Here is a 23239-nt window from a genome sequence, read left to right as displayed (position 1 = left end):
AGGGCCCCCGGATCGGGGGCCCTTCCGGCGTTCGTGGGTCAGGCGCTCGGTTCGCGCGGCGCCGGGGCGACGGCGGGTTCGTGCCGGGCCAGCCGGTTGCGGCGGTAGCCGTAGCCGAAGTAGATGACCGCGCCGAGCAGCATCCAGGCCAGGAACCGCAGCCAGGTCTCCACCGACAGGTTGAGCATCAGGTAGAAGCAGGCCAGCGCCGAGACGACCGGCAGCACCGGGGAGAACGGCACCCGGAACGGCCGCTCCAGGTCGGGGCGCTTGCGGCGCAGGATCGGCACCGCGATCGAGACCAGCACGAACGCGCAGAGCGCGCCGATGCTGACCAGGTCGGCCAGGGCGGAGAGCGGCAGGAAGCCGGCCAGCAGCGCGACCGCCACCGTCATGATCGCCGAGATCCGGTACGGGGTGCCCCAGCGCGGGTGCACGGCCGCGATCGAGGGCGGGATCAGGCCGTCCCGGGCGATGGCGAAGCCGATCCGGCCCATCGCCACCAGGTCGACCAGGATGACGCTGGTCAGGCCGGCAACCGCGGCGATGGAGACGAGCGTCGCCGCCCAGCCGGCGCCCACCGACTCGAACGCCGAGGCGATCGGGGCGCCCCGGTCGATCTCGGTGTACGGCACCATGCCGACGAGCACCAGCGAGACGCCGATGTAGAGCACGGTGGAGATCAGCAGCGTGCCGAGCAGGCCCAGGGTGAGGTCCCGCTTGGGCTTGCGCGTCTCCTCGCCCAGGTTGGCGACGGCCTCGAAGCCGGTGTACGCGAAGAAGACCACCGCGGCGGCGCTGAGCACCCCGACGAAACCGAAGACCGACGGCTCCAACCCGAACAGCGCCTGCGTCACCGGCTGCTTGATGCCATCGTCGCCACTGCCGGCGGGCTCGGCCGGCGGGATGAACGGGGTGAGGTTGGCGGCCTTGACGAAGAACAGGCCAGCGACCACCACGAAGACGCAGATCGACACCTTGACCAGCACCAGCAGGTTGGTGATCCGGGCGGACTCCCGGATGCCGACGATCGCCACGATGCCGAGGATCAGCACGATGGCGATCGCGCCGATGTTGACCGTGCTGCCCTCCTCGCCGAACCACCGGGTCGGCAGGTCGAGCAGCTCGGCGAGGTAGCCCGACCAGCCGCGGGCCACCACCGCCGCGCCGAGCGCGAACTCCAGCAGCAGGTCCCACCCGATGATCCAGGCGACGATCTCGCCCATCGTGGCGTACGCGTAGGTGTAGGCGCTGCCGGCCGTCGGCACGCTGGAGGCCAGCTCGGCGTAGCAGAGGGCGGCGAGCAGGGCGACCACGCCGGCGATGGCGAAGGAGATCACCACGCCCGGACCGGCGCTGTCGCGGGCCTCGATCCCGGTGAGCGTGAAGATGCCCGTGCCGATCACGATGCCGATGCCGAAGCCGGTGAGGTCGATCGCGCCGAGCCGCCGCTTGAGCCCCAGTCGGCCGTCGGTGCCGTCGGCGTCGCCCTGGGCTATGACGTCCTTGATTGGTTTGGTTCGCAGCACCGACATGCGCTCACCCCTCCCACCGTGCGACCACCACCATGGCGGCCGGTGACCGGCGTTGCTACCCACCCCGGATCCCGGCCAACCGCCACGGATCATGCCGATCAGGTCACGACGCGGCGTGCGGTCCCGATCACTACCCGCAATCGGGCGCTCGGCGCGAATCGTCCGATCCGGTGACCGGGGAATCGATCAGGCCCGGCCCCTTGCGGGACCGTGCCGAGTGTGAAAATTTCCTACCAGCGGCACATTGCCCACGGCGAATCTTGCCGGGACGCCGCGAGAACCCCTGACACGGGAGCCCCAACGAAGGGACACACCGCATGAAGGCACCTCGACTCGGAGCGGCCGGGCTGGTCGCAGCCCTGCTCGGCACGCTGGTCGCCGCCACCCCCGCCCACCCCGCGAGCGCCGCGACCGATGCCGCCACCACCACCACCTGCGTCACCGACCCGGCCACGCCGAAACGACAGTTCCGGGCGATGTGGATCTCGTCGGTGGTCAACATCGACTGGCCCAGCAAGGCGTCCCAGACCAGCCCGGACCGGATCGCGGCCCAGCAGGCCGAGTACCGGGAACTGCTCGACCTCGCCGAACGGCTGCACCACAACGCCGTCGTGGTGCAGGTCCGACCGACCGCCGACGCGCTCTGGCCCTCGCCGTACGAGCCGTGGTCGGAGTACCTGACCGGCGTACGCGGCCAGGACCCGGGCTGGGACCCGCTGGCCTTTCTGGTCGACGAGTCGCACAAGCGCAACCTGGAGTTCCACGCCTGGTTCAACCCGTACCGCGTCTCCATGCCGGCCCCCGGCGGCGCCGGCGCCGACCTCAACCTGCTCGCCCCCGGCCACCCGGCCCGGGCGCACCCCGACTGGACCTTCGCCTACCCACCGGCCGGCGTGGCCGGCAGCCGGCTCTACTACAACCCCGGCATTCCCGAGGTCCGCGAGTTCGTCCAGACCGCGATGATGGACGCGGTCAAGCGGTACGACATCGATGGCGTGCACTTCGACGACTACTTCTACCCCTACCCCAGCGGCACCTACCAGGTGCCCGACGATGCCGCCTTCGCGGCGTACAACCGGGGCTTCACCGACCGGGCGGACTGGCGGCGGGACAACATCAACCTGCTGATCCAGGAGATGAACGGCAAGATCAAGGCGGCGAAGCCGTGGGTGAAGTTCGGCGTCAGCCCGTTCGGCATCTGGCGCAACAAGAGCGCCGACCCGCTCGGCTCGGACACCACCGGCAGCCAGTCGTACGACATCATCTCCGCCGACACCCGCAAGTGGGTCAAGCAGGAGTGGATCGACTACGTGGTGCCGCAGCTCTACTGGTACATCGGCCAGTACCCGGCGGCCGACTACGCGCGGCTGGTCCCGTGGTGGGCCGAGACCGTGCGCGGCACCCGTGTCCAGCTCTACATCGGCCAGGCCGACTACAAGAGCGGCGACCCGGCGTACGGGCCGTACTGGCAGAACCCGCGTGAGCTGTCCGACCACCTGACGCTCAACCGGTCGTACCCCGAGGTGCAGGGCAACGTGCACTTCTCGGCCGTCCAGGTGCGGGCCAACCGGCTCGGCGCCACCGACATCTACGCGGCCGAGCACTACTCCCGCCCGGCTCTCGTGCCGGCCATGCCGCACCTGCCGTCGAAGCCGTTGCTCCTCCCGGTGGTCACCAGGGTCGCCCGGGAGGCCGACGGGGTGCGGCTGACCTGGCGCCAGCCCGCCGACGGCGTGGGCCCGCTGGGCACGGCCACGTCGTACGCGATCTACCGGTTCGACGGCACCACGCTGCCCGGGCGGTGCGCCACGGCGGACGCCACGCACCTGGTCGACACCGTCCGGGCCACCCCCGGCGGCACCCAGTCCTGGGTGGACACGTCGGCCGAGCCCGGCCGGCGCTACACCTACCGGGTGACCGCGCTGGACCGTACCGCCAACGAGAGCCCGGCCAGCCCGCCGGCGTTCCTGCTGCACTGACCCGTTCCGCGGAATGCCCCGGGTGCCTCGCGCACCCGGGGCATTCGTCTGTTTGAACGTATGTCACCAATAGTTGGCGGCGCACATACCGCCCAGTTGATCAGCTGATCGACACTCATCGACATCCGGTAACCCGCCGGTAACTTCCGTCCCACCGCTCACCCCGCGGAGGTAAACCGTGCCCCGACGTCTCGCCACCCTGTTCGCCTCGGGCGCGCTAGCGCTGCTCGCCACCCTCGCCGTCGCCTCCCCCGCCGCCGCCGTCACCCCCGCGGAGCGACTGTCCGTGCTGTCGAGCTGGACCCAGACCAGCGCGTCCAGCTACAACTCCTGGAACAGCGCCCGCGTCAACCGGGCCCCCTGGGCCGAGTACAACTTCGACTGGTCCACCGACTACTGCTCGTCCAGCCCGGACAACCCGCTCGGGTTCACCTTCAACCTGAGCTGCTACCGACACGACTTCGGCTACCGCAACTACAAGGCGGTCGGCCAGTTCTCCGCCAACAAGTCCCGCCTGGACAGCGCCTTCTACGAGGACCTGAAGCGGGTCTGCGCCACGTACAACTCGGTCGTCCGCCCGGCCTGCTACAGCCTGGCCTGGACGTACTACCAGGCGGTCCACATCTTCGGCTCGGTGGCCGCCGTCCAGCAGGCCGACATCGACCGAGCCGCCCGCATGAAGGCCCAAGCCGAAGCCAAGGCCGCAACCCACTAACCCCACCCCACCCCCACCCGGCCCACCCACCCCACCCCACCCCCGTCGCGGTGATCATGAAGTTATTGCCCGTCCGCCCGGCGTGTCGTGGCAATAACTTCATGATCAACAAGCAGGGGTCAGGCGCGTTCCGTTCGGGTTGCGGGGTGGCGGTTGGGGTCGGCGGGGCGCGGGGGCGGCGCGTGTTGGGACAGGTCGGTGCTGAATCGGGTCGAATCCGCTGCCAGGTCCGGGTGTTCCACGTCGAGCGCCAGTGCCACGGCCTCGTCCAGGCCCATCTCGGCACCCTCCCCGTACGCGTCGTCGAACGCGGCGTCACCCGCCATCGACCGCAGCTCCGCCTGCTGGTCGGCCCAGTAGCCGCCGTAGATACCCGGCGTCGCTCGCATGCTCGCCCGGGTGGCCTGGGCCGCCCCGAACAGTCGCGCGGCCGTCAACCGGTCTCCACCGAGAGCGCAGCGCACCGCGATCGCGTTCAGCGTGTCGCAGGCCCGGCCGTGGTAGCCGTGACCCATCCGTGAGCGCAGCGCCACCAGCAGGTGCTCGTGCGCGGCGATCACGTCGCCCCGGGCCAGCGCGACCATCCCGAGCAGCATGTCCACCGAACGCCGGCCCCGCTCGACCGGCCGGGCGGCCTCCACCGGACGCGCCGCTCCCAGCAGCTCCGCCGCCTCCTCCAACGCGCCGCGCCGCCACAGCAGCTCGGCCAGGCTGAACACCGCGAACAGCGCCTCGCCAACCACGTCCTGCCCGTGGGCCCAGTCGATGACCTCCCGACAGACCCGCTCGGCCTCGAAGAACTGGCCCATGTCCACCAACGGCGCGGCCCTGCCGGCGAGCACCCGGGCCAGCAGCCCGGCGTCGCCGGCCTGTCGGGCGGCTGCCTCCGCCCGCTGCGAGTAGCGCAGCTCCTCGGCGAACTCGCCGTCGGCGCCGGCGTGCAGCGAGTGCATGTGGTACGCCGCCGCCAGCTCCGCGTCGGGGATCCGCTCGCCGGTCTCGGCGATCCGTCCGTACAGCCGGAACAGCCAGAGTCGACCCTCCCGGGCCAGCCCGCGCTCGCGCCACCACTGGTCCAGCCCACCGGCCAGGCGGAGACCGGCACGGGCGCTGCCGCCGGTGGCGCACCAGCGCAGCGCGGCCCGCAGCTCGTCGGCCAGCGGGTCGAGGGTGTAGAGCGACAACGTCACCGGCCGGCCGTCCGGCCCCAGGTGGGCCCGCTCCAGCGCGTGCGCCGACCAGGCCACGTGCCGGTCCCGGGCAGCCTGCTCCTCACCCGCCTCGGCCAACCGCCGTGCCGCGTACGCCCGAATCGGGTCGAGCATCCGGTACGAACTGCCGGCGGCGCGCGGCTCGGCCAACACCATCGACTTGTCCACCAGCACCGACAGTGGATCCAGCGGATCGTCGCCCAGCAGCCACTCCACAGTCGGCAGATCCACCGGCCCCGCGAAGACCGCCAGCCAGCGCAGCAGCCGCGCGGCCCGCGGCCCCAACGTGCGGTACGACCACGTGACGGTCGCCTGCATGGTCAGGTGCCGTTCGGTGGCCGAGCGCTGCACGGCCCTGCTCGCCGGGGTCGGCGGCGGTGTCCCGATCGCCGCGGCCACGAGGTCCACGGTGTCCTGCTGGTTGCCGGACCAGCCCCGCTCGACCGGCGGTGGATCCGGATCCTCCCGGCCGGCGTCCAGCGTGCCGAGGACGTCGTCCAACCGCTCGGCCAGCTGACCCACGGAGAGCACCCGCAGCCGGGCGGCCGCCAACTCGATGGCGAGGGGCAGCCCGTCCAGCCGCTGCACCACCCGGCGCAGGTCGGCCGACTCGGACGGGTCGGGCCGCCGACCGCCGCGGGCCGCCGCCGTACGGTCCAGCAGCAGCGCGACCGCGTCGCTCTCCGCGCCGTCCGGGCGGGGATCGACCGAGAGCGGCGGGATCCGCCAGACCACCTCGCCGGGCAGGCTGAACGACTCGCGGCTGGTCGCCAGCACCCGCACGCCACCCCCGCCGGAGAGCAGCCGCGAAATGACCTCGCCGCAGGCCGCCGGTTGCGTGTCGCAGGTGTCCAGCACGACCAGCATCCGGCGGGCGGCCGCGTACTCGACGAGGGTGTCCAGCATCGGACGGCCCGGCTCGGGCCGCAGCCCGAGCACCGCGGCGATGGCGAACGCCACCAACCCCGGGTCGGTCACCGCGGCGATGTCGACGAACCAGACCCCGTCCGGGTACGCCTCGACGACGCCACCGGCCAACTCCACGGCGAGCCGGGTCTTCCCCGCGCCGCCCGCGCCCAGCACGGTGACCAGTCGGTGCCGCTCCACCAACCGGCCCAGCTCGGCCCGCTCGACCTCCCGCCCGACGAACGAGGTCACCTGGGTCGGCAGGTTGTGCGCCACCGCGTCGGCGGTGCGGGGGCGGGGGAACTGCCGCTCCAGGCCGGGCGCGACCAGTTGGAACAACCGCTCCCGGTCGTCGAAGCCACGCAGCCGGTGCAGGCCCAGGTCCAGCAGGGTGGCGCCCGGGGGCAGCGGCTCGGCCCGGCGGGCCGTGGACGCCGAACAGAGCACCTGTCCGCCGTGCGCGGCCGCGGCCACCCGGGCGGCCCGATGCACCTCGGGGCTCGCGTACTCCCCGTCGCGGGGCTCGGCGTAACCGGTGTGCAAGCCCATCCGCACCCGGGGCGCGGCCTCCTCGGTCGGCCAGTCGTGGCTCGCCAACGCCCGCTGGGCGGTCAGGCAGGCGGTCAGCGCCGCCGCCGCGTCGTCGAAGGCCAGGAAGAACGAGTCGCCCTCGGTCAGCAGCTCCGCGCCACCGGTGGTGGCCAGGGTGCGACGCAGCAACCGGCGGTGCTCGGCGAGCACCGGGCGGTAGTCCGCGCCGAGCAGTTGGGCCAGCCGGGTCGAGCCCTCGATGTCGGTGAACACGAAGGTCACCCAACCGCTCGGGAGCTGGATCCGTGGCGACATGCGTGGAACCTCCGCCCGTGACGTCGGGTTCATGCTGCCTGACTCCGAGCGGTCACGCATCGTGAGAACGGCCGGGCACGTGCCGCCTCAAGGTGCCACTCGAACCCGCTCCCGGCAAGGCCGGCCCACCGGCCGGTCACCGGAACGCCCGGCTCAGCAGCCGCAGGCACCCCCGCAGCAGCCACCGCCACCAGCGGGAGCTTGCGCGCCACCAGCGCCCCGACCGGTGACCGACACCGCCGAGAGCAGCTTGACCGTGTCGACATGGCCCTGCGGGCAGGTGGCCGGCGCGCCGGCCTCCGCCATCGGACGGTTGACCTCGAAAGTGTCGCCGCAGGCGCGGCAGCGGAACTCGTACCGGGGCATGGCGATCAGGGTACGTGGGCCTGACGGTCGCCGGGGACATGAGTGATACTCGACGGGTGGTGGACGGCGAGGACAAGACGCGTGTGCAACCGCTTCGGCCGGCCGCGCCGCTGGACGGGCCGCTGGCCGAGTCGGGCGCCGCGCCGGATCCGGTGCCCGCGGCCATGCCCCGCCCCCGCCGGCCCTGGCTCAGCGGCCGCACGACCGACGCGAAGGCCAAGACCCCCGCGACGCCCGTGACCGCACCCCTGCCCCCGAGCGTCGATGCCGCGACCGGTGACCAGCTGGGGGACACCGCCACCGGCGACATCACCGCGGCCAAGCCCACTTCGGACACCACCGCCGCCCCGCCGACCACCCCAGCCGCCGACGTCCCAGCCGCCGCCGACGACGCCCCAACCGCCGACACCGACACCGACGCCGCCAACGCCGACAGCGCCGACGCGAAGGCCGACGACGGGGCAGTCACGGTCGCGGCGGGCGCCACCGCCACCGACCTGACGGCGACCAAGGTAGACGGTGTCGCAGTGGTGCCGACGCCCGAGCGCGGCCGCCGGCGGCGGGTGCCGTTCGCGCACGCCGTACGGGTGCCACCGCCACGTCAGGCCGCGGTGACCGCCGCCCGGGCGACCCGCGACTGGGCCCGCCGGCCCAGCGGTCGACTCACGGTCCCGGGGGTCTTCCTGCTGGTCCTGGTGGCCGCGACCGCCGCGGCGGGGGCGTTGCTCGTCCCGGCCACGATCCGTGGGTCCCGACCGGTGGCGGTCGACGTCACTGCCGCGCCGACCGTGGCCGTGCCGCCGGCGGTGCCGCTCGACCCGCGGCCCACCGGCCCACTGCCCACCGGCCCTCTGCCCACCGGGCCGATGCCGACCGCACCGCTGCCCACCGGAGCGTTCCCGAGCGGCGGCATGCCGACCGGGCCGGCCGTCGGTCCGACGACCGGCGGCCGTCCGTCGGACTCCCTGGCCGCCTGGGCGCAGCAGGTCGGGGCCAAGGTCAACATTCCCGCGACCGCGATGCAGGCGTACGGGTACGCCGAGCTGATGCTCGCCCAGACCAACCGCAGCTGCGCGTTGAGCTGGACGACGTTGGCCGCGATCGGCCAGGTCGAGTCCGGCCACGGCTCGGCCAACGGCGCGCGGTTGGGGACGGACGGCAAGGCGCTGCCCCAGATCATCGGGCTGCCGCTGGACGGGAACGGCGGCCGGATGCGGATCATCGACACCGACCGTGGGTTGCTCGACAAGGACAGCACCTACGACCGGGCGATCGGGCCGATGCAGTTCATCCCGACCACGTGGCAGGAGATCGGCGCGGACGCCGACGCCGACGGCGTGAAGGACCCTCACGACCTGGACGACGCCGCCCTGGCGGCCGGCAACTACCTGTGCAAGGGCGGCCGCAACCTGAGCATCCCGGGCGACTGGTGGAACGCGATCCTGTCGTACAACGACGTGCGGCGGTACGCCCAGGCCGTCTACGACACCGCTGACCGGTACGGACGGGCCAGCCGTACGTGATGTGATCGTCCGCGTACATTGGAGAACTGGACACTTCCCCCGAGCAGCCGTTAGCGGCAAGCTAGACGGGTGATGGTGCGCGAGTGGGACCCCAGGACCGCGTCGTCCGCCGAGATCGCGTCGCTGCTGACAACGCTGAACGCGGTGCTGGCGGCCGATCTGCCGCAGGACCCGCCGTGGCGGGAGACCTCCCTGCGGGAGTATCTCGGCGAGGTGATGCCCGGTGAGCGACGGATCTCCTGGCTCGCCCAGGCCGAACCGAGCGCTCCCGGCGAGACCGGCGCCGTCCTCGGGCAGGTCCACGTGCTGCTCCTCGGCGACATCGGGGTGCTCGAGGTGCTGGTGCATCCCTCCGTACGACGCAACGGCCTCGGCCGTGAGCTGGTGCTACGCGCCGCCCGCCGCGTCTACCAGGAGGGTTTCCAGTCGATCGGGGTCGAGGTGGTCGGCGACACGCCGGCGGTGGGCTTCTACGAGTCGCTCGGCTTCACCCGGGAGTACGTGGAGACGCGCAGCGTGCTCGACCTGACCTCGGTGGACTGGGCCGAGCTGGCCGAGATGGCCATCGGGATCGGCGCGGGCTACCACCTGGAGTTCTACCCCGGTGGGCCACCGGACGACCTGATCGAGTCGTACGCGCGGGCCAAGGCCGAGGTGCGCGACGTCGACGACGGCGAGTTGCGTCCCAGCTCGTATGACCCGGAGCGGCTGCGGGACAGCCTGGACACCCTGCACCGGCGGGGCATGAAGCCGTACATCGTCCTGGCCCAGCACGAGCAGAGTGGCGAGGTGGCCGGCCTGACCGAGGTCGTGGTGCCGGCGCAGCACCCGACCCGCGCCGATCAGTACGACACGATCGTCGCGCAGGACCACCGGGGTTACGGCATCGACCGGGCGATCAAGGCGCGGATGCTGCTGGAGCTGCGCTCCGCCGAGCCGGAACTGGCCGAGGTGCAGACCTGGAACGCCCAGGCCAACGAGGCGATGCTCAAGGTCAACGCGGAGCTGGGCTACCGGCCCGACCGGGACTGGTGCGAATACAGCGTCGACGTCGCCGAGCTGGTGCACCGCCTCGACCAGCCGCGCTGAGGAATTCACGAAACTGTCCGGTGGGGGATGGACGATGGACGGTTACGCACCTTAACGTGCGTTGACCCCCATCCACCCATCGTGGAGGCCCTATGCGCCCGCGCCGCACGACAGCCGCGCTCGCGATCGCCACCGCCGCAGTGACCGTCACGGCCCTCGGCGTCACACCCACCGCGGCCAGCGCCGCGCCTACCGACCTGTTCATCTCGGAGTACGTCGAAGGCTCGTCGAACAACAAGGCGATCGAGCTGTTCAACGGCACCGGCACCGCCGTGGACCTCACCGCGGGCGGCTACCAGCTCCAGCTCTACTTCAACGGCTCCACCACCCCGACCACCATCGCGCTGGCCGGGAACGTGGCCGCCGGGGACGTGTTCGTGTTCGCCAGCGCCTCGGCCGGGGCGGCCATCCTCGCCCAGGCCGACCAGACCACCGGGGCGAGCCTGTTCAACGGCGACGACGCGATAGTGCTGCGCCGGGGCACCACAGTGCTCGACTCGATCGGCCAGGTGGGCGTCGACCCGGGCACCGAGTGGGGCGCCGGCGCGACCAGCACGGCGGACAACACACTGCGCCGGCTGCCCACGGTGACGGCGGGCGACACCGACCCGTCGGACGCGTTCGACCCCGCCGCACAGTGGACCGGTCTGCCGGTCGACACCTTCGACGGGCTCGGCTCGCACACCGTGGACGGCGGTGGCCCGGTCGACGCGCCGGCCACGCTGACCTGTGGTGGGCCGCTGGTCACCGCCGCCGGAACGGCCGCGAGCCGCGAGGTGACCGCCGCCGACCCCGACGACACGATCGTCGACCTGGCGGTGACCGCGATCAGCCCGAGCCCGACCTCCGGCTCGATCACCCGTACCGCATTCACCCCGGCCGACGGGGTGGGCGGCACCGCCCGCGCCACGATCAGCGCGAGCGCCGACCTCACCGCCGGGGCGTACACCGTCACCGTGACCACGACCGACGCGGGCGGTGGCACCGCCACCTGCGCGCTGGCCGTGCAGGTCACCCGGGAGCTGACCGTCGGCGAGGTGCAGGGTCCGACCACCGACACCGAGTCCGGCCCCGCCGACCGGTCACCGCTCGCACCGGCGAGCGGCAACGGCACGAGCAGCACGATGTACGACGTCCGTGGCGTGATCACCCAGTTGACGCTTGCCCGTACGGCGGCCGGCGCGGAGCAGAACGGGTTCTTCCTGCAGAGCCGCAGCGGTGACACCGACGGTGACCCGACCAGCTCCGACGGCATCTTCGTGTTCATGGGCACGTTCACCTCGCTGATCGGCGGCTACGTGCCGACGGTCGGCGACGAGGTGGTGCTCCGGGCCCGGGTGTCGGAGTACTACAACCTCACCCAGCTCTCCGGCGCGTCGCTGGTCCGCCGGATCGCCACCGGCCTGGACGTGGACACGGCGGTCACGGTGACCGACGCGGTGCCGCCGGTCGAGCTGACCGACGCGCAGCGCTGGTGGGAGCGACACGAGGGCGCCCGGCTGCGCGTACGCGCGGGCAGCGGCGCGGTGAGCGGTCGCGACGTCTTCTCCTCCACGGCGGACGCGGAGCTGTGGGTCGTCGACCGGGACGACCCGCTGCTCGACCGCGCCGACCCGTACGCCCGGCGGGTCTTCCGGGACTCCCACCCGCTGGACAATGACCCGAGCCGGCGCTTCGACGACGGCAACGGTCAGCGCGTGCTGCTCGGCAGCATGGGTGTGAAGGGCACCGCCGGGGACAGCACGGCGCTGCTCCCGCCGGCGCACACCTTCGACACGCTGCGCGCGGACGCGGTGGGCGGCGTCTACTACTCGTTCGAGAAGTACGGCGTGCAGGTCGAGCGGGCCGAGTTCGACGCCGGGGCCGACCCGTCGAAGAACAACCCGCCGAAGCCGGCCGACCGTTCCCAGGAGGTCGCGGTCGCCACGTACAACGTGGAGAACCTGTACGACTACCGCGACGACCCGTTCGACGGCTGCGACTTCGCCGGTAACGCCGGCTGCCCGGGCGTCGCCCCGCCGTTCGACTACGTGCCGAGCAGCGAGGCGGACTACCGGGAGCATCTGACGTCGCTCGCCGACCAGATCGTCAAGGACCTGCACGCGCCCGATCTGATCCTGGTGCAGGAGGCCGAGGACCAGGACATCTGCACGGTCTCCGGGGCGGCGCTGGCCTGCGGCGACACCAACAACGCCGACGGCGCTCCGGACAGCATCCAGGAGTTGGCGCTCGCGGTGGCGGCGGCCGGCGGGCCGGCGTACGCCGCCACCTATGACCGGACCGGCGCGGACGCCCGCGGTATCACCGCCGCGTTCCTGTACCGCACCGACCGGCTGTCGTTGGCGGCCGCGACGGCGAACGACCCGCTGCTCGGCTCGGCGCCGACCGTCCAGTACCGGGCCCCCGGACTGCCCGGCAACGCCGACGTGCAGAACCCGAAGGCCCTCAACGCGGTGCTGCCGGCCGATGTGGACACGTCGACCGGGAAGGACGGCAACAACGTCTTCACCCGGGCACCCCAGCTGGGCAAGTTCACGGTGGCCGCGGCGCCCGGCGCGGCCGAGCGGTTCACCCTGTACGCGCTGAGCAACCACTACTCCTCCGGCCCGGACAGCCGGATCGGGCAGCGGCGGGAGCAGGCGGCGTACGGCGCGGCGATCGTCACCGCGATCGAGGCGGCTGATCAGAGCGCCCGGGTGGTCTACGGCGGGGACCTGAACGTCTTCCCCCGCCCGGACGACCCCATCGCCACCGGCGCTCAGCCGACGCCGTCGGACCAACTCGCCCCGCTCTACGAGGCCGGCCTGCACAACCTGTGGGACACCCTCGTCGCGCAGGTGCCGGCATCGGCCTACTCGTACAGCTTCGAGGGGCAGGCGCAAACGCTGGACCACCTGTTCGTCAACGACGCGCTCTACGGTGACCTGGTGCAGGTGCGGGCGGCGCACGTCAACGCCGACTGGCCGGCGGAGTTCACGGGTGACGGGTCGCGGGGCTCCAGCGACCACGACCCGCAGGTGGCCCGTTTCCGGTCCCGGGCGTCGTTGACCGTCACCGACACGTCTGTGGTCGAGGGCGACCAGGGCACCCGTCAGCTCACCTTCACGGCGACCGTGTCCCGTCCGTTGTCCCAGCCGGTGCTGCTCTGCGCCGCGACCGTCGGCCTCACGGCGCAGGCCGGTTCGGACTTCGAGCCGTACGCCGGCTGCAAGGTGCTGGCCGCCGGTGACACCTCGGTGGCTTTCCCGGTCACCGTGCGGGGTGACCGGCGGCGCGAGTCGGACGAGAAGTTGACCCTGCTGGTGGCCGGGGTGCCCGGCCTGCGGCTGGCCGACCCCCTGGCGACCGGAACGATCACCAACGACGACTGAACGACGGCGCTGACGGCCCACCGTCCGGTTTCCCCGGAGGGTGGGCCGTTCGCGGTGTCAGTAGTATTCGTCGATGATCGGGGGCGGTGGCAGGTGCCGATACTGCGCGACCCGCACCTCCCACTGGCTGCGTCGGCGCCGCGCCTCGCGGTCCGCCGAGCTGCGGTGGTAGGTCTCCGGCGGCCGTGCCAGGCCGTAGATGTCCCCCCACCACTCCCCCGGCTCAGGATCGAGGATCGTATCGAGGTGGGCGGGGTAGCGGCGTCCGGCGCCGTCGTGAACGTCGTCGCGGTCGGCCATCGGTCGAATCACCCGGCCCTCCTGGTCCACCACCACCAGATAGAGCCCGGCCGCGCCGAGTAGGCGCTCCAGCACCGCCAGACTCGGTGTCAGACTGCCGGCCTCGACCTTGCCCACGGTCGACGGTGAGACCTTGGCGAAGCGGGCCATCTGGCGTTGACCCAAACCCTTCATCCGACGGGCCCGCCGGACCAGGCCGGTGATGGGAAACCGCCCGACGGTCGGGCCGGGTGGCGGAGGAGGAACGAGTGCGGAAGCCATCCGACAACCATTCTCGGCCGAGACCCGCCTCTCAACCCCTGTGGATAACCCTGTGGAAAGCTGGCCGGCTCAGGGACTCGCCGCACCCCCCACGCATCCTTTGCTCTGCTTCAACGGAGGCGACAGTGTGAGGCTCTTAGTGTTGCCTCCGCTGAAGCAGAGCAAAGGACGTCAAGGTGGCCCTTGGGCCTTGGGCCTTGGGCCCATGCCGGTGAGCTGCTCGCCGCCGTCGTCCGGATGGCCGTGGTTGACCAGCCGGGGCACCTGCCCTGATCGTCAGGGCGCGCGGGCGACGATCAGCGGACCGCGGACCGGTCGAGGTCACAGCTCGCAGAGGCGGCGACCGGAGCCGATGTCGTCCAGTGCCGCGTGCAGGTCGCGGATGCGCCGCTCGGCCTCGGCGGTCAGCCGATCGTGCAGACTCTGCCAGTCGGCCAGCTGGGGGTCGGGTGGCAGGGCCGCGAGCAGGTCACGGATCTCGTTGACGGTCAGGCCGACGCGCTGGGCCACCCGCGCCACCCTGATCCGGCAGGCCGCGTCGGCGTCGAAGCGCCGCTGGTTGCCGCCGGTACGGGCAGCCGTGATCAGGCCCTGCCGCTCGTAGAACCGCACCGCGGAGCCGCTGACCCCGCTCTCCCGGGCCACCTCGCCGACCGTCAACGTGCCCATCGCCACTCCCCCGCCGCCATTGACTTCACCATTAGTTCAAGTCCTAGCGTCCGAGGCATGACTACGCAAGAGGACACCGCACCGCCGACCGTCGCCGTGCTCGTCGGGAGCGTCCGGCAACCTCGGGTGGGCCGCTCGATCGCCGACTGGTTCGTCGCCCACGGGAGCCGCCGCCGGGACCTCGACCTGGACCTCGTCGACCTCGCCGAGGTGGCGCTGCCATTCGCCGACACCCCTCCCGGGGGCAATTCGGCCAGCCCGATCAGTGCCCGGTTGGCCGCCGCCGACGCGTTCGTGGTGGTGACACCCGAGTACAACCACAGCTTCCCGGCCGCCCTGAAGAACGCCATCGACTGGCACTACCGGGAGTGGGCCCGCAAGCCGGTGGCCTTCGTGTCGTACGGCGCCGGTTCCGGCGGCATCCGCGCGGTCGAGCAGCTCCGGCTGGTCTTCGCCGAGGTGCAGGCCGCCACGACCCGCTCCGGGGTGGTGCTTCGGGCTCCCTGGGAGCGACTCGACGTCGCCGGTCGGCTGGTCGACGACGAGCCGCTGCGGCAGGCCGCCGACGCCACGCTGAGCGAGCTGGCCTGGTGGGCCGAGGCGCTGCGCACCGCCCGCCGGGTCCGGCCCTGAGCCGACGACATGGACGCCTCCGCGCGACGGCTCGGCTGGTACCTGACCCTGGGTGGTCTGCTCGCGGTGATCGACACCACGGTCACCGTGGTGGCCCTGCCGAGGCTGGTCGACGACCTCGACACCAACCTCACCACATCGGCTGGGTCACCAGCGGCTATGCGCTCGCCCTGGTCGCGGTGATGCCGACCGCCGCCTGGGCGATCGGCCGCTTCGGCGCCCGCCGCACCTACCTGACCGCGCTGCTGATGTTCACGGTCGGCTCCGTGTTGGCCGGGGCCGCCTGGGGCGTCGGGTCGCTGATCGCGTTCCGGGTGCTCCAGGGGCTCGGTTGGCGCTCGCCTGGCTGACCAGCCGGCGACTTCCGGCCGCCGTCGCGGGCGCCGACGAGGTGGCCACCCCGGCGGGACCCATGGAGTCGGTCAGTAGCGCTGGCGGAGCAGACCGGCGGCTTCGACCGCCCAGTAGGTGAGGATGATCTGCGCGCCGGCCCGCTTGATCGAGGTGAGCGTCTCCAGCATGACCCGCTCCCGGTCGATCCAACCGTTCGCGGCAGCCGCCTCGACCATCGCGTACTCCCCGGAGACCTGGTAGGCGGCGACCGGGACGTCCACCGCGGCCCGCACCGCCGACACCACGTCGAGGTAGGGCAGCGCCGGCTTGACCATCACCAGGTCGGCGCCCTCGGCGACGTCGAGCGCCACCTCGCGCAGCGACTCGCGCAGATTGGCCGGATCCTGCTGGTAGGCGCGTCGGTCGCCCTCCAGCGCCGACTCCACCGCCTCCCGGAACGGGCCGAAGAACGCCGAAGCGTACTTCACCGCGTACGCCAGCACCGCCACATCCTGGTGGCCGGCGGCGTCGAGCGCCCGGCGGACCACGCCGACCTGGCCGTCCATCATCCCGGACGGCCCGACCATGTGGACCCCGGCTTCGGCCTGGGCGACCGCCATCTCGGCGTACGCGGCCAGGGTGGCGTCGTTGTCCACCGCACCGTCCGCGGTGAGCACGCCGCAGTGCCCGTGTGAGGTGAACTCGTCCAGGCACAGGTCGCTCATCACGACCGTGCTGTCACCCACCTCGGACACCACGTCGCGGATGGCGACGTTCAGGATGCCGTTCGGGTCGATGCCGCCGGACCCGGTCGGGTCACGCCGCTCGGGCACCCCGAAGAGCATGATCCCGCCGACGCCGGCCTGGACCGCCTCGGTGGCCGCCTTGCGCAGGGAGTCCCGGGAGTGCTGGAGCACCCCCGGGAGCGACCCGATGGCCCGGGGCTCGGTCAGCCCTTCCTTGACGAACATCGGCACGACCAGCTCGGCCGGGTCGACCCGGGTCTCGGACACCAGCCGACGGATCGCCGGGGAGCGGCGCAGGCGGCGGGGCCGGATCTCGGGGTACGACATGGGAGGGCCCTCCTGAAGACGACTACCGGAAGCGGAGGGCGGTCGGCCCCTGCACCTTCGAGCCACGGCGCTGCTTGGCCGGCATGGCGGCCAGCTTCTCGCGCAGCTCGACGGCGTAGGCGGCGAGCGCCTCCACCAGGTCGGGCACCGAGGCGTGCGGTGGCTGAACGTCGACCCGAAGGCCGAACTCCGTCGCGGTCTCCGCCGTCTTGGGCCCAATCACGGCAACAACGGTCCGCGCGTGCGGCTTCCCGGCGATGCCGACCAGGTTCCGCACAGTGGAAGAAGACGTGAAGAGGACCGCGTCGAACCCGCCCGACTTGATCGCGTCCCGGATCTCGGCGGGCGGCGGCGCGGCCCGCACCGTCCGGTACGCGGTCACGTCGTCGACCTCCCAGCCGCGCTCGGTGAGCCCGGCGGCGAGCGTCTCGGTGGCGATGTCGGCGCGCGGCAGCAGCACCCGGCCGACCGGGTCGAGGATCTCGTCGTGCGGCGAGAACTCGGCCAGCAGCCCCTCGGAGGACTGCTCCCCGGCGGGGATCAGCTCCGGCTGGATGCCGAACGCGCGGACCGCGTCCGCGGTCGCCTCGCCGATGCAGGCGATCTTGACGCCGCCGAAGTGCCGGGCGTCCAGACCGTGCTCGGCGAACTTCTCCCAGACCGCGCGGACCGCATTCACCGAAGTGAAGATCACCCAGGCGTACCGGCCGTCGACCAGGCCCTTGACGGCCCGCTCCATCTGCGCCGGGGTGCGCGGCGGCTCGACCGCGATGGTCGGCACCTCGCACGGGATCGCCCCGTACGCCCGCAGCCGGGCGCTCATCGCGCCAGCCTGCTCCTTGGTGCGGGGCACCAGCACCTTCCAGCCGTACAGCGGGCGGTTCTCCCACCAGCTCATCTTGTCGCGCTGGCCCACACCCGCGCCGACGGTGAGCACCACCCGGCCGGTGAAGCCGAGCGCGGCGGCCACGAAGCTGTCCACGGTCGACGTGGTCGTGTACTGGGTCTCGCCGGTGCCGTCGCCGGTCACCCCGACACCGGTGGTGCCGTCGACCCCGGCGGCCAGCAGGCCGTCCCGGACGGCGGCGAGGTCGCCGGCGTCCACCGCGAGCGCGAGCGAACCCCGGCCGACGGCCGCGGCCAGCGCCTCGAAGTCCAGCGTACTGACGTCCTCGACGTCGGCGGCGGTACGCACACCCGGCAGCGGGACCCCCGCGTAGGTGGCGACGCCCTCGGCCTGGCCGACGCCCGGCACCACCTCGAAGTGGGCGGCGGTGCGGGCCACCGCCTGCACCTCCTTGACCACCGAGTCGTGGCCGAACGGGTCACCGGCAACCAGGTGCACCGCGTTCAGCCCGGACCGGGCCGCGGAGATCAGCACCTTCGCCACGTCCCCCGGCGCGCCTTCGGCCGGGGTGAACTCGGCGTCGTCTCTGGCCTCGGCGCGGACGACGGCGAGCAGCGACTCGGGGACTCCCCGGTCGTAGATCACCTGGTCGGCGTCGACCAGGGCGTCGTGCGCCCGACGGGTCAGCAGGCCCGGGTCACCGGGGCCAGCCCCGACGAACGCGATACGGCCGACGGGCTTACGGGTGCGGGTCATTCTGTGCTCCCAAATTGCTGGGTCCCCGGGCCGGTGTGTCCTTCGTGGCCGAGGATCGAGTCGGCGCCGAGTTCGAGGAGTTCGGCGGCGAGTGCCTTACCGATCTCCGCCGCGTCGGCGGGCGTTCCGGTGCGGGACAGCCGGAGGTCACGAGTGCCGTCCGGGCTGATCACCGCCCCGCGCAGGTAGATCTCATCGCCGGTCTCGCCTTCGGCGAGTTCGGCATAGGCGGCGACGGGTGCGCTGCACCCGGCCTCCAGGGTTGCCAGCAACGCGCGCTCCGCGGTGACCGCGGCGCGCGACGGTGCGTGGTCGAGCGTCCCGAGCAGCTCGACCAGCTCCTGGTCGTCGACCCGGCACTCCACGGCCAGCGCGCCCTGGGCGGGCGCGGGCAGCATGAGCATCGGGTCGAGCGTCTCGGTGATCGCGTCGGTCCGGCCGATCCGGGCCAGTCCGGCCCGGGCCAGCACGACCGCGTCGAGGTCGGCCTCGGGGCCGAGCACCCGCGCCAGGCGGGTGTCGATGTTGCCGCGGATCGGGGTGACCTCCAGTTGCAGCCCGAGAGCGTGCAGCTGGGCGATGCGGCGCAGCGCGCCGGTGCCCACGGTGGCGCCGGGCGGCAGCTCGGCGAGCGTCCGCCCGCCCTGGGCGATCAGCGCGTCGCGCGGGTCCTGTCGGGCCGGCACGGCCGCGATGTGCAGCCCGGCGGCACCGGCCGTGGGCAGATCCTTGTAGGAGTGCACGGCGAAGTCGATCGTCCGGGCGGTCAGCGCGTCACGCAGCGCGGAGACGAACACCCCGACGCCGAGCCGGTGCACCGGCGCGCTGGAGCGATCGCCGGCGGTGACCACCTCGACCAGCTCGACCGGGCGGCCGGTGGCGACGGTCAACGCCTCGGCGACCTGGCCGGACTGGGCCAGCGCCAGAGCGCTGCCCCGGGTGCCGAGGCGCAGGGGGGCGGTCATCGCGCACCTCCGGTGGGCGGGATCTGCTCGGTGGCGTCGGCGCCGGTCACCGGGTAGTTGGCGGGAGTCAGCACGTCGGGGACGGTGTCCACCGGCGAGGTCTGCGGCACCTGGAGGTCGAACAGCTCGCGCAGCAGCGCCGCGTACTGGTCGCCACCGGGCTCGGCCGCCAGTTGGCGGACCTTGACGGTGGGCTGGTGCAGCAGTCGCTGCACCACGCGGTGCACCGTACGGGCCACCTCGGCCCGCAGGTCGTCGCCGAGGTCGGGGCGGCGCTGGGCCAGACGACGCAGCTCGGCGGTGACGACGTCGTCGGCGCGACCGCGCAGCGCCGCCACGGTGGGCGCCACGTCGGCGCCGCGCAGCCAGGTGAGGAAGCTCTCCACCTCGCCGAGCACGATCCGCTCGACGGCGGCGGCGTCCGCCGCGGCCGGGCCGTCGGCGAGCAGCGCCGCCATCCGGTCGATGTCGATCACCTCGACGCCGGGCAGGTCGGCGACGCCCTCCTCGACGTCGCGGGGGACGGCCAGGTCGAGCAGGACCAGCGGACCCCGCGCGGGGCCCCGCTCGGCGAGCGCGGCGCTGACCACCGCCCGGGTGAGGACCGGTTCAGTCGACGCGGTGGCGGCCACTACGATGTCCACTGTGGAGAGCGTGGCGGCCAGCTCGGTCATCGGCGCGGCGTCCGCCCCGTACGACTCGGCGAGCCGGACGGCCCGGTCGGCGCCCCGGTTGGTGACCGTGAGCGGCCCGGCGCCCTGCCGGGACAGCGTGGCCACCCCGAGCGACCCCATCGCGCCGGCCCCGATCACCAGGGCCGGGTGGCCGGCGAGGCTGCCGTCGAGGTGCCCGGCGGCCAGCTCCAGAGCAGCGGTGACCACGCTCTGGCCGGCCCGGTCGATGCCGGTCTCGGCGTGCGCCCGCTTGCCGACGCGCAGCGCCTGCTGCATCAGCTCGTGCAGCAGGCGGCCGGCCGAGTCGGCGCCGGTGGCCCAGTGGTACGCGTCACGCAGCTGGCCGAGAATCTGCGCCTCGCCCACGACCATCGAGTCCAGCCCGGTGGCGACCCGGAAGACGTGGTCCACGGCGGCGGTGTCGTAGTGCACGTAGAGGTGGCTGGCGAGCGCCGCCGGCGAGCTGCCGGCCTGCTCGGCCAGGACGGCGCAGATGTCGCCGAGCCCGCCGTGGAATCCGGACACGGCGGCGTAGACCTCCACCCGGTTGCAGGTGGAGACGAGTACCGCCTCGCTCACGTACGGCTGGGCGACCAGGCGGTCCAGGGTGCGGGTGAGGTCGGCGGGGGGCACGGCCAGCTGCTCCAGCGTGGCGACCGGGGCGGTCCGGTAGGACGCGCCGACGACGAGCAGTTTCACGTGCCGATCGCCTCCTGGGTGTCGGTGGCCGCGAGCCCGCCGGGCAGGGCCGTGAGAGCGGACCCGCCGGTGGCGGGCAGCGCGGTCAGCGACGCCTTGCGGTGCTCGTGGAAGGACAGAATCTGCAGCTCGATGGCGAGGTCGACCTTGCGCACGTCGACCCCCTCCGGAACAGAGAGTACGCACGGCGCGAAGTTGAGGATGCTCGTCACGCCGACCGCGACCAGCTGATCGGCGACCCGCTGGGCCGCGGCGGCCGGGGTGGCGATCACGCCGATCGCGATGGATTCCTCCGTGGCGACCGCCGGCAGCTCGTCGACATGCCGGACAACCAGGCCGTTGATCTCCTCGCCGACCCGGGAGGGATCGGCGTCGAGCAGTGCGGCGATCCGGAAGCCCCGGCTGGCGAAGCCGTCGTAGCCGGCCAGAGCGTGACCGAGATTACCCACGCCGACCAGTGCGACCGCGCGACGCTGAGTGAGCCCGAGCACGTACTCGATCTGCTCGATCAGCAACGCGACGTCGTAGCCGACGCCCCGGGTGCCGTACGAGCCGAGGTGGGAGAGGTCCTTGCGGAGCTTGGCGGAGTTGACCCCGGCGGCGGCCGAGAGGCCCTCGCTGGAGATCGTCTCGTGCCCGGCGTCGGCGAGGTTGTGCAGCGCGCGCAGGTATTCCGGGAGCCGAGCGACGGTCGCCTCGGGAAGGTCCGGGAGCGCCGGTACGGCACCGGCGCGGCCGGGCGCACCTGGGTGACGGTGCTGACTCATGAGACTCCGTGCGGTGCGATCCTCGGCCAACTCCGCTGGTCGGCCGCTTATGGACTCCCGCTGGCGACCGAGGTTGCCGGCTGTGCTAGCAGGGCGCGTCGGAACTAGAGAGTAGGCGCTTGTGAAGACGTGCACAAATCGCGATCTTGCCGCTCCGGGACGCGACCCCACCAGCACCTCCATTCCACAAGATCGATTGACCGGCCCTGCGCGCCCGCCACCTGGGCGATTATTGCTCAATCCCGACTTCTCTGACCAATCCCGCGTCGGCCGGTCCCGACGGCGGTAGGGCCCCTGGTCACGGGCGACGGTAGGGACAGCACTACGAGGGAGAGGCGGGGCTTCGGGATGGGGACACCGAGCCCAGGTGCCTAGCCTTTGGGCTATGACCGCCGTTGCCGCCAGCGACCATCCGACGCTGGCACCGAGCATCCCCCGCCAGCTCTTCGTCGACTCCGGGTACGTGCTGCTCGGCCTCCCGCTGGCGGTGGCCAGCTTCGTCGTCCTCCTCGCGGGCCTCGTGGCCGGCGTCGGCCTGGTGGTCACCGTGATCGGCCTGCCGATCCTCAGCGGCACCCTGTACGCGGCCCGAGGGCTGGCCGACATCGAGCGGCTGCGGCTGCCCGCCGTGCTGCGGCAACCCCGGATCCGCCCGCACTACCGACTGCCCGAGGCGGGCGCGAACGCCTGGCGGCGGATCTTCCTGCCGATGCGCGACGCCCAGTCCTGGCTCGATCTGGCGCACGGCATCCTGCGGGTGATCGTGGCGCTGGTCACCTTCGTGCTGACGCTTGCCTGGTGGATCGCCGCGGCTGCCGGCTCCCTCTACTGGGTGTACGACTGGGCGCTGCCGCGCGGCGAGGGCGACGGCGACCTGGCCCAGCTGCTCGGCCTGGGCGAGTCGACCACGGCCCGGATCGGGGTGACCACCGCGATCGGCGTGTTCTTCCTGATCACGCTGCCGATCGTGGTCCGGGGCTGCGCGCTGCTCCAGGCCAGCTTCGCCAAGGCCCTGCTGACCGGGGTGGCCGAGATGCGGGACCGGATCACCGTGCTGGAGGAGCAGAAGCGGGCCGCCGTGTCCGCCGAGGCGTCCGCGCTGCGCCGGCTCGAACGCGACATCCACGACGGCCCCCAGCAGCGCCTGGTCCGGCTCGCGATGGACCTCAGCCGGGCCCGGATGCAGCTCGCCTCCGACCCGGAGGCCGCCGGCCGGACCATCGACGAGGCGGTGACCCAGACCCGGGAGACGCTGGCCGAGCTGCGGGCGCTGTCCCGGGGCATCGCCCCGCCGATCCTGGTCGACCGGGGTCTGCCCAGCGCCCTGGCCGCGCTCGCCGGCCGCGGGCTCATCCCCATCGAGCTCCAGGTGGACCGGCAGCTCGGCACGCCTGGCGGCCGGCTCGATCCGGCGGTGGAGAACACCGCGTACTTCGTGGTGGCCGAGGCGTTGACCAACATCGCCAAGCACAGTCGGGCCACCGAGGCCGTGGTCGCCGTGGCCCGCCAGGAAGCCCAGCTCCAGGTGCGGGTGGGCGACGACGGGCAGGGTGGCGCCCACCTCGCCAAGGGCCACGGGCTGGCCGGCATCGCCGACCGGGTCCGGGCGGCCGGCGGGGAGCTGGCCGTGGTGAGCCCGAGCGGCGGGCCCACCGAGATCCGTGCGGAACTTCCGCTGTGAACCAACGAGAGCCGGGCCGGACGTGGTAGACACCACAGCC

At 72.7% G+C, this 23239-nt stretch carries 19 protein-coding genes; 9 read left to right on the top strand and 10 right to left on the bottom strand.

Translation table 11 applies throughout. The features are described from left to right. Positions 1–38: 38 nt before the first annotated feature. On the bottom strand, positions 39–1535 hold the full coding sequence (locus tag ABZU53_RS07650) for an amino acid permease (RefSeq protein WP_354854471.1): 1497 nt from the start codon (positions 1533–1535) through the stop codon (positions 39–41). 317 nt (positions 1536–1852) lie between these two features. Here ABZU53_RS07650 and ABZU53_RS07645 point away from each other — a divergent pair, with 317 nt between their 5' ends. Both ABZU53_RS07645 and ABZU53_RS07640 read left to right on the top strand, forming a co-directional pair. Next, on the top strand, positions 1853–3514 hold the full coding sequence (locus tag ABZU53_RS07645) for a family 10 glycosylhydrolase (protein WP_355064536.1): 1662 nt from the start codon (positions 1853–1855) through the stop codon (positions 3512–3514). Between the two features lie 178 nt (positions 3515–3692). Beyond that, a complete protein-coding gene (locus ABZU53_RS07640) occupies positions 3693–4229 on the top strand; it encodes a phospholipase (RefSeq protein ID WP_354854474.1) in 537 nt (178 codons plus the stop codon). A 119-nt stretch (positions 4230–4348) separates the two neighbouring features. Here the strand turns inward: ABZU53_RS07640 and ABZU53_RS07635 are convergent, their stop codons facing one another. Together ABZU53_RS07635 and ABZU53_RS07630 are read right to left on the bottom strand one after the other, a co-directional pair. Further along, the gene (locus ABZU53_RS07635) at positions 4349–7192 is read right to left on the bottom strand and encodes an adenylate/guanylate cyclase domain-containing protein (RefSeq protein ID WP_355064534.1); all 2844 of its coding nucleotides are present in this window, start codon (positions 7190–7192) and stop codon (positions 4349–4351) included. Positions 7193–7345: 153 nt separating this feature from the next. Continuing rightward, on the bottom strand, positions 7346–7558 hold the full coding sequence (locus ABZU53_RS07630; protein WP_354854477.1) for a zinc ribbon domain-containing protein: 213 nt from the start codon (positions 7556–7558) through the stop codon (positions 7346–7348). A 56-nt stretch (positions 7559–7614) separates the two neighbouring features. Between ABZU53_RS07630 and ABZU53_RS07625 the strand changes: the two genes are divergently transcribed. The 3 genes from ABZU53_RS07625 (at position 7615) to ABZU53_RS07615 (ending at position 13541) form a co-directional block, all read left to right on the top strand. Further along, complete coding sequence (locus ABZU53_RS07625) at positions 7615–9081, top strand: lytic murein transglycosylase (RefSeq protein WP_355064587.1); 1467 nt, start codon at positions 7615–7617, stop codon at positions 9079–9081. Positions 9082–9153: 72 nt separating this feature from the next. Further along, positions 9154–10170, top strand: a complete 1017-nt coding sequence (locus ABZU53_RS07620; protein WP_354854567.1) for a GNAT family N-acetyltransferase — start codon at positions 9154–9156, stop codon at positions 10168–10170. 92 nt (positions 10171–10262) lie between these two features. Further along, positions 10263–13541, top strand: a complete 3279-nt coding sequence (locus ABZU53_RS07615) for a lamin tail domain-containing protein (RefSeq protein ID WP_355064532.1) — start codon at positions 10263–10265, stop codon at positions 13539–13541. A gap of 57 nt (positions 13542–13598) precedes the next feature. Here the strand turns inward: ABZU53_RS07615 and ABZU53_RS07610 are convergent, their stop codons facing one another. Both ABZU53_RS07610 and ABZU53_RS07605 read right to left on the bottom strand, forming a co-directional pair. Continuing rightward, entirely contained in the window at positions 13599–14102 is a 504-nt protein-coding gene (locus ABZU53_RS07610) for a helix-turn-helix transcriptional regulator (RefSeq protein ID WP_354854483.1), read from the bottom strand. Between the two features lie 321 nt (positions 14103–14423). Beyond that, complete coding sequence (locus tag ABZU53_RS07605; RefSeq protein ID WP_354854485.1) at positions 14424–14771, bottom strand: MerR family transcriptional regulator; 348 nt, start codon at positions 14769–14771, stop codon at positions 14424–14426. A gap of 57 nt (positions 14772–14828) precedes the next feature. Between ABZU53_RS07605 and ABZU53_RS07600 the strand changes: the two genes are divergently transcribed. From ABZU53_RS07600 to ABZU53_RS07590, 3 genes are read left to right on the top strand one after another with little or no spacing between them, the layout of a single operon-like run. After that, entirely contained in the window at positions 14829–15404 is a 576-nt protein-coding gene (locus tag ABZU53_RS07600; RefSeq protein ID WP_354854487.1) for an NAD(P)H-dependent oxidoreductase, read from the top strand. A 9-nt stretch (positions 15405–15413) separates the two neighbouring features. Next, positions 15414–15587: a hypothetical protein gene (locus ABZU53_RS07595; RefSeq protein ID WP_355064530.1), complete on the top strand. Its 174-nt coding sequence runs from the start codon at positions 15414–15416 to the stop codon at positions 15585–15587. Continuing rightward, positions 15587–15754: an MFS transporter gene (locus ABZU53_RS07590; RefSeq protein ID WP_355064529.1), complete on the top strand. Its 168-nt coding sequence runs from the start codon at positions 15587–15589 to the stop codon at positions 15752–15754. The genes ABZU53_RS07595 and ABZU53_RS07590 overlap by 1 nt, the downstream gene beginning before the upstream one ends. Before the next feature lie 72 nt (positions 15755–15826). Here the strand turns inward: ABZU53_RS07590 and hemB are convergent, their stop codons facing one another. Genes hemB through ABZU53_RS07565 form a run of 5 tightly spaced genes read right to left on the bottom strand, consistent with a single transcriptional unit; the run spans position 15827 to position 21518 of the window. Further along, a complete protein-coding gene (gene hemB / locus ABZU53_RS07585; protein ID WP_354854490.1) occupies positions 15827–16810 on the bottom strand; it encodes a porphobilinogen synthase in 984 nt (327 codons plus the stop codon). A gap of 22 nt (positions 16811–16832) precedes the next feature. Further along, entirely contained in the window at positions 16833–18413 is a 1581-nt protein-coding gene (locus tag ABZU53_RS07580) for a uroporphyrinogen-III synthase (RefSeq protein ID WP_354854492.1), read from the bottom strand. Continuing rightward, on the bottom strand, positions 18410–19378 hold the full coding sequence (gene hemC, locus ABZU53_RS07575; protein WP_354854494.1) for a hydroxymethylbilane synthase: 969 nt from the start codon (positions 19376–19378) through the stop codon (positions 18410–18412). Before hemC ends, ABZU53_RS07580 begins: the two co-directional genes overlap by 4 nt. Next, a complete protein-coding gene (locus ABZU53_RS07570) occupies positions 19375–20751 on the bottom strand; it encodes a glutamyl-tRNA reductase (protein ID WP_354854496.1) in 1377 nt (458 codons plus the stop codon). The genes hemC and ABZU53_RS07570 overlap by 4 nt, the downstream gene beginning before the upstream one ends. Next, positions 20748–21518, bottom strand: coding sequence for a redox-sensing transcriptional repressor Rex (locus ABZU53_RS07565; protein ID WP_234582375.1), 771 nt, complete (start codon positions 21516–21518; stop codon positions 20748–20750). The genes ABZU53_RS07570 and ABZU53_RS07565 overlap by 4 nt, the downstream gene beginning before the upstream one ends. 385 nt (positions 21519–21903) lie before the next feature. Here ABZU53_RS07565 and ABZU53_RS07560 point away from each other — a divergent pair, with 385 nt between their 5' ends. Further along, positions 21904–23199, top strand: a complete 1296-nt coding sequence (locus ABZU53_RS07560; RefSeq protein ID WP_354854498.1) for a sensor histidine kinase — start codon at positions 21904–21906, stop codon at positions 23197–23199. Positions 23200–23239: the final 40 nt, after the last annotated feature.

This window comes from Micromonospora sp. NPDC005194 (assembly GCF_040608335.1).
In the GTDB taxonomy this organism is placed as follows: Bacteria; Actinomycetota; Actinomycetes; order Mycobacteriales; family Micromonosporaceae; genus Micromonospora.
Note: the sequence above shows the minus strand (reverse complement) of the source record. Positions and strands in the feature narration are given on the sequence as shown.

Bases quoted from the DNA above. Each gene is read 5' to 3' on its own strand.
- ABZU53_RS07650 (WP_354854471.1), bottom strand. From the start codon at position 1,535: ATGTCGGTGCTGCGAACCAAACCAATCAAGGACGTCATAGCCCAGGGC.
- ABZU53_RS07645 (WP_355064536.1), top strand. From the start codon at position 1,853: ATGAAGGCACCTCGACTCGGAGCGGCCGGGCTGGTCGCAGCCCTGCTC.
- ABZU53_RS07635 (WP_355064534.1), bottom strand. From the start codon at position 7,192: ATGTCGCCACGGATCCAGCTCCCGAGCGGTTGGGTGACCTTCGTGTTC.
- ABZU53_RS07630 (WP_354854477.1), bottom strand. From the start codon at position 7,558: ATGCCCCGGTACGAGTTCCGCTGCCGCGCCTGCGGCGACACTTTCGAG.
- ABZU53_RS07620 (WP_354854567.1), top strand. From the start codon at position 9,154: ATGGTGCGCGAGTGGGACCCCAGGACCGCGTCGTCCGCCGAGATCGCG.
- ABZU53_RS07615 (WP_355064532.1), top strand. From the start codon at position 10,263: ATGCGCCCGCGCCGCACGACAGCCGCGCTCGCGATCGCCACCGCCGCA.
- ABZU53_RS07610 (WP_354854483.1), bottom strand. From the start codon at position 14,102: ATGGCTTCCGCACTCGTTCCTCCTCCGCCACCCGGCCCGACCGTCGGG.
- ABZU53_RS07605 (WP_354854485.1), bottom strand. From the start codon at position 14,771: ATGGGCACGTTGACGGTCGGCGAGGTGGCCCGGGAGAGCGGGGTCAGC.
- ABZU53_RS07600 (WP_354854487.1), top strand. From the start codon at position 14,829: ATGACTACGCAAGAGGACACCGCACCGCCGACCGTCGCCGTGCTCGTC.
- ABZU53_RS07595 (WP_355064530.1), top strand. From the start codon at position 15,414: ATGGACGCCTCCGCGCGACGGCTCGGCTGGTACCTGACCCTGGGTGGT.
- ABZU53_RS07590 (WP_355064529.1), top strand. From the start codon at position 15,587: ATGCCGACCGCCGCCTGGGCGATCGGCCGCTTCGGCGCCCGCCGCACC.
- hemB (WP_354854490.1), bottom strand. From the start codon at position 16,810: ATGTCGTACCCCGAGATCCGGCCCCGCCGCCTGCGCCGCTCCCCGGCG.
- ABZU53_RS07580 (WP_354854492.1), bottom strand. From the start codon at position 18,413: ATGACCCGCACCCGTAAGCCCGTCGGCCGTATCGCGTTCGTCGGGGCT.
- hemC (WP_354854494.1), bottom strand. From the start codon at position 19,378: ATGACCGCCCCCCTGCGCCTCGGCACCCGGGGCAGCGCTCTGGCGCTG.
- ABZU53_RS07565 (WP_234582375.1), bottom strand. From the start codon at position 21,518: ATGAGTCAGCACCGTCACCCAGGTGCGCCCGGCCGCGCCGGTGCCGTA.
- ABZU53_RS07560 (WP_354854498.1), top strand. From the start codon at position 21,904: ATGACCGCCGTTGCCGCCAGCGACCATCCGACGCTGGCACCGAGCATC.